Source organism: Desulfofundulus thermosubterraneus DSM 16057 (assembly GCF_900142025.1).
Lineage (GTDB): Bacteria > Bacillota > Desulfotomaculia > Desulfotomaculales > Desulfovirgulaceae > Desulfofundulus > Desulfofundulus thermosubterraneus.
Genome location: NZ_FQZM01000033.1, coordinates 24,696 through 39,154 on the forward strand (window position 1 = coordinate 24,696; position 14,459 = coordinate 39,154).

The window sequence follows — 14,459 nt, forward strand, 5'->3', positions numbered from 1 at the left end:
GTTTGCTCTGCCCAGCTTCACCTATCAATATTCCCGGATGATCTGATAAAAAGTGGTGCGCTGGGCCGGGGTGAAACCCGCCTCGCTGATGCAGCGGATTATTTCCGGCAACGGCACCCGGTAGTTTACCCCCGCTGCCCGGACCACATTTTCCTCCAGCATGGTGCTACCGAAATCATTGGCTCCAAAGAAGAGGGCTATCTGGGCTATTTTGGCTCCCTGGGTGACCCAGGAAGCCTGGAGGTTGGGTACGTTATCCAGCATCAGCCTGGCTACGGCCAGGGTGCGCAGGTAATCAACCCCGGTTGCCGTTTCTCCCCCCAACTCGGTATTTAGGGGCTGGAAGCTCCAGGGGATGAAAGCAGTAAACCCCCGGGTTTCGTCCTGAAGCTCGCGCACCCGCACCATGTGCAGCACCCGCTCTTCCAGAGTTTCTATATGTCCAAACATCATGGTGGCGGTGCTTTTCATCCCCAGGCTATGGGCGGAGCGCATTACCTCCATCCATTCGGCCCAGGAAACCTTGTGGGGGCTGATTACCCGGCGGACGCGGTCCACCAGTATCTCCGCCCCTCCCCCGGGCAGGGAGTCCAGTCCGGCTTCTTTCAACCGGGTCAGTACCTCCTTCACCGGCAGGCCGGACTTCCTGGCTATGTGCACTATCTCCGGTGGCGAAAAAGAGTGAATATGGATCTGGAAACGTTCCTTGATGGAGCGCAGCATGTCCAGGTAGTAGTCCAGGCCCAGATCCGGGTGTAGCCCCCCCTGGATAAGCACTTCCGTGCCTCCTGCCTGGATGGTTTCTTCGATCTTTTGAAAAAGTTCTTCCTTAGTAATTAAATAGGCATCGGGATCTTGGGGGTGGCGATAAAAGGCGCAAAAACGGCAGCGACACTGGCATACGTTGGTATAATTAATGTTGCGGTCAATGATAAAAGTCACCCGGTTTTCCGGGTGCAATCTACGCCGTACCTGGTCGGCCGCCCTGGCCAGGGCCAAAAGGTCGGCCTTTTTGAGGATTTCCACTCCTTCTTCCAGGGAGAGCCTTTCACCCGCTACGGCTTTCTCCAGCAGAGACATTACCTCTGGCACTTGTCTTCACCCCAGACTGAAAGTCTGACCCTTTCTTCAATGATGCCGCTCTTGTAGGCATAGTCATAAAAAGTGAGCAATGCCCGGCGGTAGTCCCCGTCAAAGTCGTAACGGATGATGTGAAAATAATCTTCCAGTACCGGCAAGGGAAGTCCGGTGCGCCGGTGTGCTTTTTTAATAAGCGCGGGCAAATTCCCCATGCCTATTTCCCGGGAGTGATAGAGTAGTTCGGCCAGGGCGGTGGTTTCCCCGGGGTGGGCTTCGGCAAATTCCCGCCTGATTACCCACAGGGCATAAACCATCTTTTCCCCGGTGAAGTCTTTCCAGACCTGGCCCAGGTCGGTGATGAACACCGGCATGCCCTCCCCGATTACCTGCTGGTGGGCCAGCATGGCGTCGTCACCAATGAGCAGTGCCCCGTCCCCTATTTCCAGCATGGCCTTTAAATCCGCTTTCACCGGGTAGAGTTCTACTTCCACGTGGTAGTAATGTTCAAAGAGGATACGCAGTAAAACCACGGAGGTAGCCGAGGCCGTGGTTACGCAAACCCTTTTTCCCTCCAGTTCGGTAACTGGGAGGTGGCTGAAGAAAAGGACGCTGGCCACCCTGCCGTCGCTTGTTATGGATAGGCGGGGTAAAATGAAACAATCCCCGGCGTGGCGGGCGTATTCAATGGACGAAAGAGGGGTGCAGTGGAGATCTCCCTCGAAAAACATGCGGTTTAACCTGGTAGGGGGTCCCTTTACCAGTTCCCCGTCCAATGGAAGTAACCCTTCCTCAAGGGCATAGTAGACCGGCAGACAGTTCAGGTATTCTATCTGCCCCAGGCGCAACCTGGTCACTGCAACCCCTCCCAGCGTACATTATATAGGGTATCCCGTTCTACCGGTATTCGCCCTGCCGCCCGGATCATTTTGATTAGTTTTTGCTTGGGCATGTACTGGTCCGTTTCAGCACCCGCGTCGTGGGCAATTTTTTCCTCCACCACCGTACCGTCCAGATCGTCCACTCCGAAGGAAAGGGCTACCTGGGCCAGTTTCGGGCCAATCATAATCCAAAAGGCTTTGATGTGATCGAAGTTATCCAGCATCAGGCGGGCAACAGCCAGCACTTTTAAATCCTCGTAACCGGTAGTGCCGGCCAATCTCAGGGATTCCAGCCCGGTGTTTTTGGGATGGAATGCCAGGGGGATAAAGGCCAGAAAACCGCCAGTGCGATCCTGTAACTCCCGCAGCCTGATTAAATGTTCCACCCGTTCTTCAATGGTTTCAATATGGCCGTAAAGCATAGTAGCGTTGGTCCGCATGCCCAGGCGATGGGCCGTTTCGTGTACTTCCAGCCAGCGGTCGCCGCTGATTTTGCGCGGGCAGATCCGCTCCCGCACGCGTGGGGCAAATATTTCCGCCCCTCCGCCGGGTAAGGAGTCCAGTCCGGCGGCTTTTAGCAGTTCCAGGGTTTTTTCAATGGAGAGTCCGTTGGTCCGGGCCAGGTAATCTACCTCTACGGCCGTAAAGCCCTGAATTATCGTTCCCGGCAGGGCCCGGCGCACCCGGCGCAGCATTTCCAGATAGTATTCCAGGTCCAGCGTATCATTTAATCCGCCTACAATGTGAATTTCCGATACACCCTGCCCCCGGCATTCCAGCGCCCGGGCTTCAATTTCATCAAGGGTCATGGTATAGGCTCCCCGGTCGCCGGGATCCCGCCCGAAGGCGCACAGGGGACAGCGATTGATACAAATATTCGTATGGTTGATATGCCGGTTGACAATGAAGTACGCGCGGTTGCCGTTTTTCCGCTGGCGGATCAGGTCGGCCAGGTAACCAATGGTTAAAAGATCCCCGGATTTAAATAAACGTACCCCGTCTTCAAAACTTAAGCGTTCTCCCGCCTGCACTTTTTCGGCGATGTCCTTTAATTCTTCAGAAACAAAAAATTTATCCATAATCTCCTTTTCCTCCCTTAAATTTTTAAGTGCCTTCCCTAACTAAAAAAGGTGCAGGGGAAAGAGCACGTCTAAAAGGGTAAAGATAAACATTATTACGCTTAAAGTCCCGTTAAGATTGAAGAAAGCCACTCCGGCACGGGAAAGGTCATTGGGTGAAACCAGGGTATGCTGTTTGAATAAAAGGACCACGGCAATCAGCACACCCGCCAGGTAAAATATTCCCAGGTTTAAGATAAAGGCCACGGAGATGAAAAATATCGGTGCGACAATGTGGAAAAAGGTCGAAATTAGTAATGCCCGTTCCAGGCCAAAACGGGCCGGAATAGAGTAAATACCATATTTACGGTCAAAGTCATAGTCATCGCAGGCGTAAATAATATCAAAACCTGCCACCCAGAAAAGAACCCCCAACCCGATGAGTACAGGGGCCAGATCAAAACGATTGGCAATGGCAATCCAGGCGCCCACCGGGGCCAGCCCCAGGGCCAGACCCAAAAAAAGGTGGCAGGTCCAGGAAAAACGTTTGGTATAAGAGTAAAAGGAGAGGACTGCCACTGCAACCGGAAACAGCTTAAAGGCCAGAGGGCTCAACTGGTAGGCCGACAGAGACAACAGGGCAAAGGAAAGGAAGACTAAAAGCCACACTTCCTTTACGTTAACCAATCCCAGGGGCAGTGCCCGGTTGGCCGTACGGGGATTTAGCGCATCAATATGCCGGTCAATTAACCGGTTGAGAGACATTGCGGCAGTGCGGGCTCCCACCATGGCCAGGGTTATCCAGATTAGGTTGTGCAAGCTGGGTATTTGTTTTTGTACCAGGAGCGCACCCACATAAGCAAAGGGCAGGGCAAAAACGGTATGTTCAAATTTAATCATTTCCAGGATAATGCGTGTCTTGTGCACTACCCTATAAACCATAGCTCTCCCACTTCCTGTCCACAAGTTCCTTGATGTCTGCGCTCATCTCTATATCCGGGGGCCATTCCCTCATATGTCCTTCGCCGGGACCTTTCCGGGTGGCGTCAATGCCCATTTTACTGCCGTAATGGGGTAAGGGCGACGAATGATCCAGGGCATCCAGGGGGCCGTCTACCATCAGGACATCCCGGCGCGGGTCGACATTATTGAATACCCTCCACATTACTTCGGAAAGGTTTTGTACGTCGACATTTTCATCCACCACAATGATCAGCTTGGCCAGCATCATCAACCCCATTCCCCACAGAGCGCACATCACCTTTTTGGCCTGGCCAGGGTAACGCTTTTTAATTGATACAATTACACAGTTATGAAATACTCCCTCAAAGGGCATGTTTATATCCACAATTTCCGGTAGCTGCAGCCGCATGAGGGGTAAAAAGATACGCTCGGTGGCCTTACCGAGATAGGCGTCTTCCATTGGTGGTTTGCCCACAATGGTCGCGGTGTAAATGGGGTTTTTACGCCGGGTAATACAGGTTAAATGAAAAACCGGGTAGTGATCCGGCAGGGAATAATAGCCCGTGTGGTCACCAAATGGCCCCTCCAGGCGGGTTTCCCGCGGGTCCACATAACCTTCCAGGATAATTTCGGCATTGGCCGGGACTTCCAGGTCCACCGTTTCACAGCGCACCAGTTCCACCGGTTCCTTACGTAAAAAACCGGCAAAGAGCATTTCGTCGATTCCGGGAGGCAAAGGAGCCGTTGCGGCGTAAATAACCGCCGGGTCAGCGCCGATGGCCACTGCTACGGGCATGGGCCCGTCATAGTTTCGTACATGTTCTGCCCCTCCCTTGTGGATGTGCCAGTGCATACCGGTGGTGCGCTCGTCAAAAACCTGCATGCGGTACATACCCACATTGCGCCGTCCCGTAAGGGGGTCCCGGGTAAAGACCAGGGGGAGGGTGATAAATGGCCCCCCATCCTGGGGCCAGCATTTGAGCACGGGCAGTTCTTTCAGGGAAGGGTTCTCCCGGATAATCACTTCCTTGCAGGGCCCGTTCTTTACTATTTTTGGTATAAACGATGACAACTGAGCCAGCTTCGGTATGGCTTTTAGCTTATCTATAAAAGTTACGGGCAATTCGGCAGGTTGTAAAATACCAATCAATTCTTCTCCAATCTGATCCAGGCTTTCTACCTCCAGGGCCAGACACATCCGTTCCAGGGAACCAAAGGTATTGGTCAACACGGGCATATGGTAACCCCGCACATTCTCAAAAAGCAAAGCCGGCCCGCCGGCTTTGCAAACCCGGTCTGTAATCTCGGTTATTTCCAGCTTCACATCCACTTCCGTGGTGATTCTTTTTAACATCCCCCTCCTTTCCAGTACAGAAAGGAAGGCCCGCAAATCTTTATAAGCCATGACACTACCTCCGCCTTAAACCACGTTACCCACGTGTACGGTAACAATTCCCCCAGTAAGCTCATAGTAGCGGGCATCTGCCAGGCCCACATCACTAAAGAGCTCTTTAATTTCCCGTTGATGGGGGAAGTCCTTTAAAGAGTTGGGCAGGTAGCTGTAAGGGCCATCGAAGCCTATTCCCAGACGCCCTAAAAGGGGAACCAGGTGATTGAAATAAAAGTAATAGAGTTGTCTGAATAGGGGGGTGTTGGGTTTGGACAATTCCAGGGATACTACTTTGCCCCCCGGCCGAACCACCCGTGCCATTTCACTGATGGTTTTGCGGATATCGGGTACATTGCGCAGGGCGAAGCCAATGGTAGCACAGTCAAAGGTATTATCCGGGAAGGGTAAATTAACGGCATTTCCCTGTACAAACTGGATTTGTTCGGAAAAGGGAGTTTTTTTCACGTTTTCTCTGGCCTTGGCCAGCATGTTTTCACAAAAGTCCAGCCCTACCACCCGGCCCCGGGGACCAACCAGGCGTGCTTGCTCGATGGTGAGCATCCCGGTGCCGCAACAAACATCCAGACCATAGCCTCCCGGTTGCAGGCCGGTCTGGGCAGCGGCGAAACGGCGCCAGTACTTGTCCCGGTTAAAGCTTAAGGCCGTGTTTAAAAGGTCGTAGCGGTGGGCAATGGAAGAAAAGATGGCATGTACGTATTCTTCTTTGCTGCGATAGGGTGATGGAATGTGGACCATCAATCTTGCTCCTTTTTGTTCATCCTACCTGGACGGCCAGTCCAGCGTTTTGTTTCTGGAATAGCCGGATTAATTGTTCTAAAGTATCGCGGCTTTCCCCGGGGGGAAGGCCGGTCAGAGCCACAAGGGCTTCCTTAAGGTAGCCGTTGGTTTCCTGGGCATATTCGCTTAGTCCCACGGCCATACCAAAACTTGTTCCCAGCCTGTCCAGCGCTTTTTGTTCACGTTCCGATGCACCAGCCAGGTCGCCGGCTAGACGGCAGCCGCCGCCAAAAAGGGTGGCCGTTTCCTTAAAGACTATTTGTTTGAGCAAATCTGCATTTTGGAGCCCATCCCCATTTTGAACGCGCAAAATGCTGCCTTCACTTATTTCACAGATTATTCTCGAAAGGGGATTTAAGTACTTCACCATACCGTGGTCGCACAGGCATGTAAAAAAACGGCTATAAAAGTAATCACCCACAAGCACTGGAAACTGGTAGCCGTCTTTCGGGTCCCCCGGTACGGGGCACTCCCGGACATTACGGTGTATGCGGGCAGCCAGGTAGATGAACTGTATGACTGCTGCCAGGGCAACGGCCTGGGAATTTGGAGGGGCAAAAATCCTGGCTGACAACAGTACCAGGGCGGGGCGGATGAAGTCATGAAAACTGCCGGGTATCAGACGGGCAAACCTGCCAAGGTGCCCGGCCCGGATCTGGTAGGTTTTGGCCAGTATGTTTTGCACTTCCTGAAGTTCTGCTTTAATGGAGGCGAGCACCCGGTCTAACATTTTAAACCTCCTTTTATCCTAACTTAGTATTGATTCGTTACGGCTAAAAAATTTCCTTCCTGGTGTGAAAAATGCTCAAAAAATGCAGTGAGCCCTGCAATCTTTTTTCAGATCGCAAGGCTCACTAGCCCTTGGTTAGCCGGGTACTAATAAAAATCCCCCTCCTAAAGATTGACAGCTACCTGTTGCTCAGCCAGTTGTTCAGCCACAGGAAAGATACCGCGTTTGGTTTCTCTGGCCGACATGTGCTTGGCACGAAATTGGCTGGTCAGGTAGTTGCAGGCATCCCAGGGATTAACCTTATCGCCACAGGTAAACACATCAACCGCTGCATAACCCAATTCCGGCCAGGTATGGATGGCCAGATGGGACTCGGAGATAACCACCACGCCGCTGACTCCCTGCGGGCTGAATTTATGGAACACGCATTCTCGTACTTCCGCTCCTGCTTCGAGGGCTGCATTGACCATGATTTCTTCCACTTTTTCGATGTCGTTGAGGATGTCGAATTCGCAGCCATAAATTTCAGCCAAGACATGGCGGCCCAAGTGTTTCATCTTAGTTATCTTCCCCCTTTGACCCAAAATATTATTGGAATCAAGCCATCTGACAAACTCGACATTTGTCAGGATTGGCCAATTCCAATCAAGTTCAATTGTAGCATAAGATTTGCGGTTGTCAAATAAAATTTTAAAGGTCCTGATAGGGTTTCTTTTACATTTTTGGTGTTTCTTCGCCAATCTCTTTAAGTACCAGATAAACCATGGGCGGGGCGCCAAAAACCATGGTGGTAGCTGCGGCCACTATCCCAGAATCATTAAAAATCAGGGCCAGGATGCTGGCCGTCGTGACGCCAACAAAGCCGCGAAACAGGTCGGGATACTTGCTCCTGATGGCCGCCATCACGCCTACTGGCCGGTGAAAGAGCAGCACCAGGCTGCCCAGGCTGGCCAGGAAAATGCGGCTCCAGATGGTATAACGGACCAGCTTGATGTTCAACTCCGACTTGCGCTGGATAATATCCAGCACTACCGGCCAACCGCCCTGTAATACAAGGGCCGTATTGCGCCCGATGTGGGACTGCAGCCATGGTGGACGGTGGAGATCGTAAATCATAAAGGCCACCAGCACGGCTACCAAACCCAGGCCAATCCGGATAACGTTGTGAATGGTCAGGGACCGCCCTGTGAGCAATAAAAAGGTAGTAAAGAACGCACCGGCTGCGGCTATGGTTCCCCCCACATTGGTACCCAGTTGCGGGGCGGCCAAAACATAAATGGTGACCAGGTAAATTACCCCGGTAAAGGACAACAGGGGTTTCCGCCAGTGGGGTAACCTGGTTAGCAAGGCTGTAGAGCCAATAATCATTGAACCGATGAGAATACCCATGTATTCATTGCCAATACCATAAAAACGAGCGCCGACAATGGGGTCATATCCCATGATGGCTGTTTTTTGCAGTGGTCCTCCCAGTACGGCATCCACCAAAATCAACCCGCCATTGGCAAAGCAAAGAAAGATAAAGGGATCCAGCCGCCACCTGCGGTGCATAAAAACCGTTAACATGGTAACCAGAACGGTCAGCGTTAATATTTCCAGAACAATCACCCCGGCCGTAGGCTGGGGCAGTAAAGGCAGGAGCAAATAGGCCAGGGGTACTACCATAACCGAGAGCAGAAAGGGCTCCAGCACCTGGCCCAACCTGGTGCGCCGCCAGAAAATGCAGTAAAGGGATACCAAAAGCAGGATGAGCTGATAAAAGATATACCCCTTTTGTATGTTCGGGCGGATGTTGTACGTCAGACTGAGCTGGTTTAGCATACGCTCTAAAAGCCCCATTTGACCCTTCTCCGGGGTCGTTACCCGCATGGGCTGGCCGGTCATTTCCCCGGGTACCCCTATTCTTAGAAAGTGCAAAACCGTCGGGGCGATGTCGGTGTTCATCACCACACCCGCCCTTTTGGTGGTGGGGGAAGATAGGATACCGGGAGTTACCCCCGCTCCAACGGCCATGATGGGAGTCAGGTAATTTGAACCGGAAACACCTTTCCCGGGTGTGGGGGAAAGGATGAGCAAGAGGTCCCGGTGCGGATCAAGCCGGTAAGCCAGCTCACCAATAAATCGATCCACCCTTTCCAGAGTTGACCGGCGCTGTTTTTCCATTACTTTATCCAAAACATCGCCGCGCATTTCCTCCAGCCGCGAGAGATCCCCCAGTTCAAGAACGACCAGGGATACCTCCGGTGGGAGCCGGTCAAAGGCATACAACAGCTTTTCGTAATCGGTACGCAGCCCTCCGGGGAAGGAAGGATCACTGGCCAACATCGCCGTACCCACATTACCGCAATCAACCACACCTTTTTCATCCATGGCGATGTTCAATGCCTGCCGCCTCAATCCCTGGGGAACGTCGGCGTTTCCTAAAACGGCGGTTTTTAAGCCCGCTTTATGCAGGGCAGAGCCCAGAGCGCCCGGTATAGCTGGATAGGGCAGTTGCTGGTTTTGCCTGTGGATGCGCACAATACCCAGTTGGACCAACGATCCGGGTTCCACAGCCATCCCCGTGCGCCGGTAAAACTCCTCGGCGGCGGTACCTCTTTCCAGCCTACCCCAGGCGTTAAAGCCTAGAGCCGCCGTACCGTTAGCGGTAACATGTACCCCGGCTCCAATGGTAGCATAGGTATTTTCCTCAGTTAAGGCTCCTGCGGTATTGCCGTTCATCAGTCCCAGGGCACCCTGTTGCTCCAACTTTTGCAGGTGGGGCAAATGTTTTAAATCGGACAGGCCCAACCGATCCACAACAACCATGACTACCCTCCCCCCCCGGGGTGCAGGCATAAAAGGTTTACCTTGTTTATCTTTAGACGGCAGGGCGGCCTGCAGTGCCGGTTCAATACCGGCCTGCAGGGGGGTCTGGAAAAAGGCCATGAAAAAGATGAGGGCGGTAATAATGATTGCCCACCTGGTTTTCATAGTTTCGACACCTTTATTTCGAATTATTTGTGTATCTATTTTCAGCAATGGTTTATTTCCGAAGGCATTTCATCATCCGTTGTCTTTAGGGAGCAGGTAGGTAAAAAACCCTTTTTTGAAAGCACACTTTTATACTCCTCCTCAATTTTACGCACCATGGCTTCAACAGTAAAGTGTTCCATAACCCTCTGCCTCCCCTTTTGGCCCATTTCTTCCGCCTTTCTCCGTTCCGAAAGCAATCGGGCCATGGCCCGGGCAAGGGCGTGGGGGTTCCGGGGCGGTACGAGAAACCCGGTTTCCCCGTCTATCACCGCTTCGGGCAAGCCGCCCACCCGGGTAGCTACCACCGGTTTTCCCGCAGCCATGGCCTCAAGGATGGTCAGGGGTAAACCTTCAGTGATGGAAGGCAGGACAAAGATATCCATCGCGGCTAAAATCCGGGGAATATCCCTTCGCTCCCCGGTGAAGAAAAGCCGCCCGCTGAGCCCCAGGGCCCTCCCTTGCTGATCCAGGGTCTCGCGTAAGGGGCCATCCCCAACGACCACAAAATTCACCTGGTAGTCCCGGCAAAGGATGGCCGCGGCTTGCAGGAAGTAAGACACCCCCTTTTGTGGGGCCAGGCGGGCGATGGTACCCACCAACTGGCCGAGGGGGGGCACACCCAGGGAACGCAGTACCGCCAGCCGGTCAACTTCGCAGCGGAAAGGAGCCGGATTTATACCGTTATGTACGGTGACCACCCGGTCCGGGGGCAGTCCTTCTTTTATTAAAAGTTCCTGCCTCAGGGCTTCCGACACAGTTAAAATGCGGTGGGTGAAGCGGGCTAGGAGTCGCTCCCCTAAGGCAAAGGCGTTTTTTTTCCAGGACGGCCAGAATTCATAGAAAATGGAGTTGTGAGCCGTCATAAAGACAACTGGAGTGCGGGCCACCTTTGCGGCCACCCGTGCCACCAGCCCTGCTTTGGAGCTGTGGGCATGCAAAATGGTGATTTTCTCAGCTGTCAGAGTATCCACCAGGATGCGCATGACATGCCAGTCTGAACGGGGAGAAAGTTCACCCGCAAGAGGTATGGAAATCACCTTTACCCCCAGATCCGCAATTTCCTGAGCCATATTTCCAGGCGGACAGGCTACCACAGGCTCAAAAAAATTCTTATCTCCTAGGGATAAAAGGGAGAGCAGGTGATTTTTCATACCACCCCTGGCTGGACGGATAACATGCAGTACCTTGAATTTGGACACACTTGTTCTCTCCCAGACTTTTACTATGTATTTTACCAGCATTCACCATTGTTATTCGCCGTTCTTTTGTATTCGCTATGGCAAAGGAATTTACCTCCTGCAAATTAAAAGCACGGTTTTTTGAACCGTGCTCGCAACAGGACCTTTAGGGTTTTAATACCGAGGCAAGCCGTAGTGCGCCTCTTGCGTCAAGAACATGAGTGAGCGGGGAAACGCTGTGCCTGCCTAAAGCGGGTTGACTGAACTTGACCTGCCGGTCAGCAAACAGGTTTGTAGAGGTACGGCCTAATATTCTGAAATGGCATTGGTGGGGCAACTTTCTACGGCCTCGTGGGCCTGATCCTCCAACTCCGGGGGTACTTCGTCTACAATGGCATGGGCTTTATCTTCATCGTTCCAGTCAAATACTTCAGGACAGGTGTCCACGCAGGTGCCGCAGCTGATACAAAGATCCTGGTCTACTTCAACGCGCATGACCATCGCCCTCCATTATTGGTTTTTGCCGAAGCACTATTATTCTTTGTCTCGGTATAGCAAAATTATGCTTTTTCTGAAGGCTTAAGTGTTACGGCAAAGGAATTTGCAAAAGGTCCCCCGGATAAATGCGATCGGGGTTGGTCAAGCCGTTGAGCCGGATGATTTCCTCTACCGATGTATTATAACGGCGGGCCAGCTCCCAAAGGGTTTCGCCGGGGCGTACACGGTGCAGGAAAAAAGAAGAACCGCCGCTCATCCAGATTACCAGAACCCGTCCCTCCCGGTTGCCCACCACCAGGCGGCCGTTAGCGGTTAAGGTAAGATCATTAACCGGAACTTCTACCGTTATAGCCCGCTCGGGTGACGGGGAGACCACCGGCACGGGGTAGATAAAGATATGCCCTTCGGGGGTTCCCGCTACCAGCACCTCCCGGTCGGCCAACCTCCCCACGCCCAGGGTTGATATGGCGCTTCCCAGGTCATCGGTGGTGAGTACGGTAGAAAGGGTTTCTCCCACTGCCACTATCCGGACCCGCCCGTCATCGCCGCCCCAGGCCATATCCTCCCCAGGGGCACCTGTTAATCTCCCGGATGCCATGGCCGTCAAGCCGGCGGGCAGTCGTTCCAGCAAGGGTCCGGCCACAAAGCCCCTCTCCGTATAGGAAAAAGTAACAATGCCCCAATTACCCGCTTCCAGGAAAGCAACTGCAATTAAGGGTAACATCCCGGCTCGCTCGATTACGGTTACTTTCTGCGGTGCCCCGGGCACCAGCCGGATGGCCAGTAACTGGAGATTCATTTCCACCTCTGGCCTTCCCGGCTGTTCATAAACATAAAAAGCACCTGCGCCCTCGGCGGCGGCTACGATTTCCAACCGACCGTCCCCATTCACGTCTCCCAGGGCCAAATTGACGAAGCGGGCCTCGGGTTCCGGGGGAGTACTCCAGAAGGGGACAATACTTTCCCTGCGGGCCGACCAGGTCAGGATCTGGTCCAGAGTGCCCGCAATGATCTGATCCGGCGTGAAGTTACCCATTCCCACTGCCAGGCTTAATACCTCCGCCGGTACATCGATGGTACTCAGCAGGCGATAAGTATTATTTTCGGGTACGAAAACGGCTATGCGGCGCCCGGTGGCCGCCACCACGTCCCCCTGGTTGCTGATGATTCTCCCGCTCCCCACCAGCACCGGTCCCCGGTTAATCCGGGCTTCCCACTGCGGATCCTTTCCTTTAACCATTGTCCTTCGCCCCCTCAGTAAAATCCCTCACCCACAAAGTATGCGCCAGTTAACCACCAGGTGTTTTGACTAAAAGGACGTAGTGGCACTCAAGGCATAAAAATAAAGGCGAGCATGGTTAATGACATACCCGCCTTTCGGAGATTATGCCAGTAAGCCGGTTAGCTTTTTGAGCAACCCCTGCCTGGTGATTTACAAGTTCGCAGGCAAAAACCGGCATGCTCCCCAGGGTAGCCTTTTATACTTTAAACCGGGAGGACAAATGCTGTAGTTCACTGGCGATGCTGGATAAGGATTCGGCAGTAGTCGATAATTCTTCCATGGCGGAAGACTGTTCCTCGGCTGCGGCCGTGACGTTTTGCACCCCGGAGGAAATCTCCTGGGCGGCCGCAGCCATCTCCTGGACCCGGGAGGAAAGTTCCTGCACCGAGCGGATAATTTCCTGCAGGGAACGTCTTACTTCTGTTACTACCTGGTTTCCGGCCTCGACCTCCCGGACACTGGTTTCTGTAGCGTCCACTGCTTCTTTCGTTTCCTGCTGGATTGATTCAATGGTCTGCTGTATTTCCTGTGCCGCCCGGGCCGATTGTTCCGCCAGATTACGTACTTCTTCGGCAACTACCGCAAAACCACGGCCGTGCTCACCGGCCCTGGCAGCCTCAATGGCTGCATTTAAAGCCAGCAGGTTGGTTTGATCGGCAATCTGGGTAATCAGTTCCACCATGGCGCTGATGTTTTGTGATTTGGACTTTAAGCTTTCCATGGCCCGGGAGGCGGCTTCAGAAACCCGGGCTATGTTTTCCATCTGGGTGGTGATCTGCATGATGGCTCGGGTACCTTCGTTAGCATGCTGGGATGCCATAGCTGCGGTCCGGGATATCTCCTGGGCGTTGTCGGATACCTGCCGGGTCGAGGTAGCTACCTGGCTGATAGTGGCTGCCGTTTCGTTGGCCATGGCGGCAGTCTCTTCAGCGGTGGCAGTCAGTTGTTCGGAAGCGGAGGACAGGGTTTGGGCCTTGTCCCTCAACTCCTGCACCATTTGTTTTAAACTGCCGGTCATTTGGTTGAATGCTTGGGCCATCCGGCCCACCTCATCCCGGGTTTTGACGCTTACTTCTTCGCCGGTCAGGTCGCCGGCTGCAATGCGGGCAGCCCTTTTTTCAATTCTGACCAGGGGGGTGGCGATTGAGCGGGACATATATAAACTAACCCCCACCCCGGCAAGTAAGGCTAAGACGATCATCGTCGGGACCAAGACTATAGCATGCTTAACCCGCTTGGCGTTTTCTTGTTGTTAAGGAAAGTATACTTTTTGGGGGGCTCTTATAGGGGTACCCAATGAGCCCATATTATGGTAATATTTAGACATGAGGTACTCGTCGAAAATTAAAGAAATACTGAAGTTAAAATGGCCTGAGTTTGAAGCGAAGTATTCAGCGGCTATCCGTGAATGCGAAAAGGAAGCTGTCACTAAGGTCCTTGGATGTGGGGACCCCCAAAACGGGTTTGCTGAATACTGGTGTTTAGATTGCGGGGGCAAAGAAAAAAAGATCGTTCCATTTACTTGCAAAAGCAGATTTTGTCCCTCATGTGGTAAGGTTTACACAGATAAATGGGTTGAAAAGATGTCA

14 protein-coding genes and 1 pseudogene are annotated in these 14,459 nt (G+C 53.0%); 1 reads left to right on the plus strand and 14 read right to left on the minus strand.

Going from position 1 to position 14,459, the window contains the following annotated elements:
* Positions 1–24: 24 nt before the first annotated feature.
* The 14 genes and pseudogenes from mqnC to BUA65_RS19355 form a co-directional block, all read right to left on the minus strand.
* A complete protein-coding gene (mqnC, locus tag BUA65_RS12385; RefSeq protein ID WP_072870080.1) occupies positions 25–1,080 on the minus strand; it encodes a cyclic dehypoxanthinyl futalosine synthase in 1,056 nt (351 codons plus the stop codon).
* Positions 1,080–1,934 (minus strand): menaquinone biosynthetic enzyme MqnA/MqnD family protein, encoded by an 855-nt coding sequence (locus tag BUA65_RS12390; RefSeq protein WP_072870082.1) that lies wholly within the window; start codon positions 1,932–1,934, stop codon positions 1,080–1,082. Before BUA65_RS12390 ends, mqnC begins: the two co-directional genes overlap by 1 nt.
* Positions 1,931–3,037, minus strand: coding sequence for an aminofutalosine synthase MqnE (mqnE, locus tag BUA65_RS12395; RefSeq protein WP_072870084.1), 1,107 nt, complete (start codon positions 3,035–3,037; stop codon positions 1,931–1,933). The genes BUA65_RS12390 and mqnE overlap by 4 nt, the downstream gene beginning before the upstream one ends.
* 42 nt (positions 3,038–3,079) lie before the next feature.
* Positions 3,080–3,958, minus strand: a complete 879-nt coding sequence (locus BUA65_RS12400) for a UbiA-like polyprenyltransferase (protein ID WP_072870086.1) — start codon at positions 3,956–3,958, stop codon at positions 3,080–3,082.
* Positions 3,948–5,384: a menaquinone biosynthesis decarboxylase gene (locus BUA65_RS12405; protein WP_072870087.1), complete on the minus strand. Its 1,437-nt coding sequence runs from the start codon at positions 5,382–5,384 to the stop codon at positions 3,948–3,950. The genes BUA65_RS12400 and BUA65_RS12405 overlap by 11 nt, the downstream gene beginning before the upstream one ends.
* 15 nt (positions 5,385–5,399) lie before the next feature.
* Positions 5,400–6,125 carry a demethylmenaquinone methyltransferase gene (locus tag BUA65_RS12410; protein WP_072870089.1) on the minus strand — a complete coding sequence of 242 codons (726 nt, stop codon included), beginning with the start codon at positions 6,123–6,125 and terminating at the stop codon, positions 5,400–5,402.
* Positions 6,126–6,144: 19 nt separating this feature from the next.
* Positions 6,145–6,897, minus strand: a complete 753-nt coding sequence (locus tag BUA65_RS12415; protein WP_072870091.1) for a polyprenyl synthetase family protein — start codon at positions 6,895–6,897, stop codon at positions 6,145–6,147.
* Between the two features lie 164 nt (positions 6,898–7,061).
* Positions 7,062–7,454, minus strand: a complete 393-nt coding sequence (speD, locus tag BUA65_RS12420) for an adenosylmethionine decarboxylase (protein ID WP_072870093.1) — start codon at positions 7,452–7,454, stop codon at positions 7,062–7,064.
* 157 nt (positions 7,455–7,611) lie between these two features.
* On the minus strand, positions 7,612–9,870 hold the full coding sequence (locus BUA65_RS12425; protein WP_072870095.1) for a hypothetical protein: 2,259 nt from the start codon (positions 9,868–9,870) through the stop codon (positions 7,612–7,614).
* A 41-nt stretch (positions 9,871–9,911) separates the two neighbouring features.
* Positions 9,912–11,111, minus strand: coding sequence for a glycosyltransferase family 4 protein (locus BUA65_RS12430; protein WP_072870097.1), 1,200 nt, complete (start codon positions 11,109–11,111; stop codon positions 9,912–9,914).
* Positions 11,112–11,396: 285 nt separating this feature from the next.
* On the minus strand, positions 11,397–11,585 hold the full coding sequence (locus tag BUA65_RS12435; protein WP_072870099.1) for a ferredoxin: 189 nt from the start codon (positions 11,583–11,585) through the stop codon (positions 11,397–11,399).
* A gap of 91 nt (positions 11,586–11,676) precedes the next feature.
* Positions 11,677–12,828, minus strand: coding sequence for a LysM peptidoglycan-binding domain-containing protein (locus BUA65_RS18610; protein ID WP_072870101.1), 1,152 nt, complete (start codon positions 12,826–12,828; stop codon positions 11,677–11,679).
* Positions 12,829–13,066: 238 nt separating this feature from the next.
* Positions 13,067–13,888 carry a methyl-accepting chemotaxis protein gene (locus tag BUA65_RS12445; RefSeq protein WP_439328943.1) on the minus strand — a complete coding sequence of 274 codons (822 nt, stop codon included), beginning with the start codon at positions 13,886–13,888 and terminating at the stop codon, positions 13,067–13,069.
* A pseudogene (locus BUA65_RS19355) lies at positions 13,880–14,071 on the minus strand (HAMP domain-containing protein); the annotation flags it as partial. The gene BUA65_RS12445 and the pseudogene BUA65_RS19355, both read right to left, overlap by 9 nt.
* A gap of 124 nt (positions 14,072–14,195) precedes the next feature.
* On the opposite strand from BUA65_RS19355, the gene BUA65_RS12450 reads away from it, so the two are divergent.
* Positions 14,196–14,459 (plus strand): transposase zinc-binding domain-containing protein (locus tag BUA65_RS12450; RefSeq protein ID WP_207543899.1); only part of this gene is annotated, 264 nt, incomplete at its 3' end.

Excerpts from the sequence above, each read along its gene's own strand:
- BUA65_RS18610 (WP_072870101.1), bottom strand. The coding sequence starts at position 12,828 with ATGGTTAAAGGAAAGGATCCGCAGTGGGAAGCCCGGATTAACCGGGGA.
- BUA65_RS12435 (WP_072870099.1), bottom strand. The coding sequence starts at position 11,585 with ATGCGCGTTGAAGTAGACCAGGATCTTTGTATCAGCTGCGGCACCTGC.
- BUA65_RS12410 (WP_072870089.1), bottom strand. The coding sequence starts at position 6,125 with ATGGTCCACATTCCATCACCCTATCGCAGCAAAGAAGAATACGTACAT.
- BUA65_RS12415 (WP_072870091.1), bottom strand. The coding sequence starts at position 6,897 with ATGTTAGACCGGGTGCTCGCCTCCATTAAAGCAGAACTTCAGGAAGTG.
- mqnE (WP_072870084.1), bottom strand. The coding sequence starts at position 3,037 with ATGGATAAATTTTTTGTTTCTGAAGAATTAAAGGACATCGCCGAAAAA.
- BUA65_RS12400 (WP_072870086.1), bottom strand. The coding sequence starts at position 3,958 with ATGGTTTATAGGGTAGTGCACAAGACACGCATTATCCTGGAAATGATT.
- mqnC (WP_072870080.1), bottom strand. The coding sequence starts at position 1,080 with ATGTCTCTGCTGGAGAAAGCCGTAGCGGGTGAAAGGCTCTCCCTGGAA.
- BUA65_RS12445 (WP_439328943.1), bottom strand. The coding sequence starts at position 13,888 with ATGACCGGCAGTTTAAAACAAATGGTGCAGGAGTTGAGGGACAAGGCC.
- BUA65_RS12405 (WP_072870087.1), bottom strand. The coding sequence starts at position 5,384 with ATGGCTTATAAAGATTTGCGGGCCTTCCTTTCTGTACTGGAAAGGAGG.
- BUA65_RS12425 (WP_072870095.1), bottom strand. The coding sequence starts at position 9,870 with ATGAAAACCAGGTGGGCAATCATTATTACCGCCCTCATCTTTTTCATG.
- speD (WP_072870093.1), bottom strand. The coding sequence starts at position 7,454 with ATGAAACACTTGGGCCGCCATGTCTTGGCTGAAATTTATGGCTGCGAA.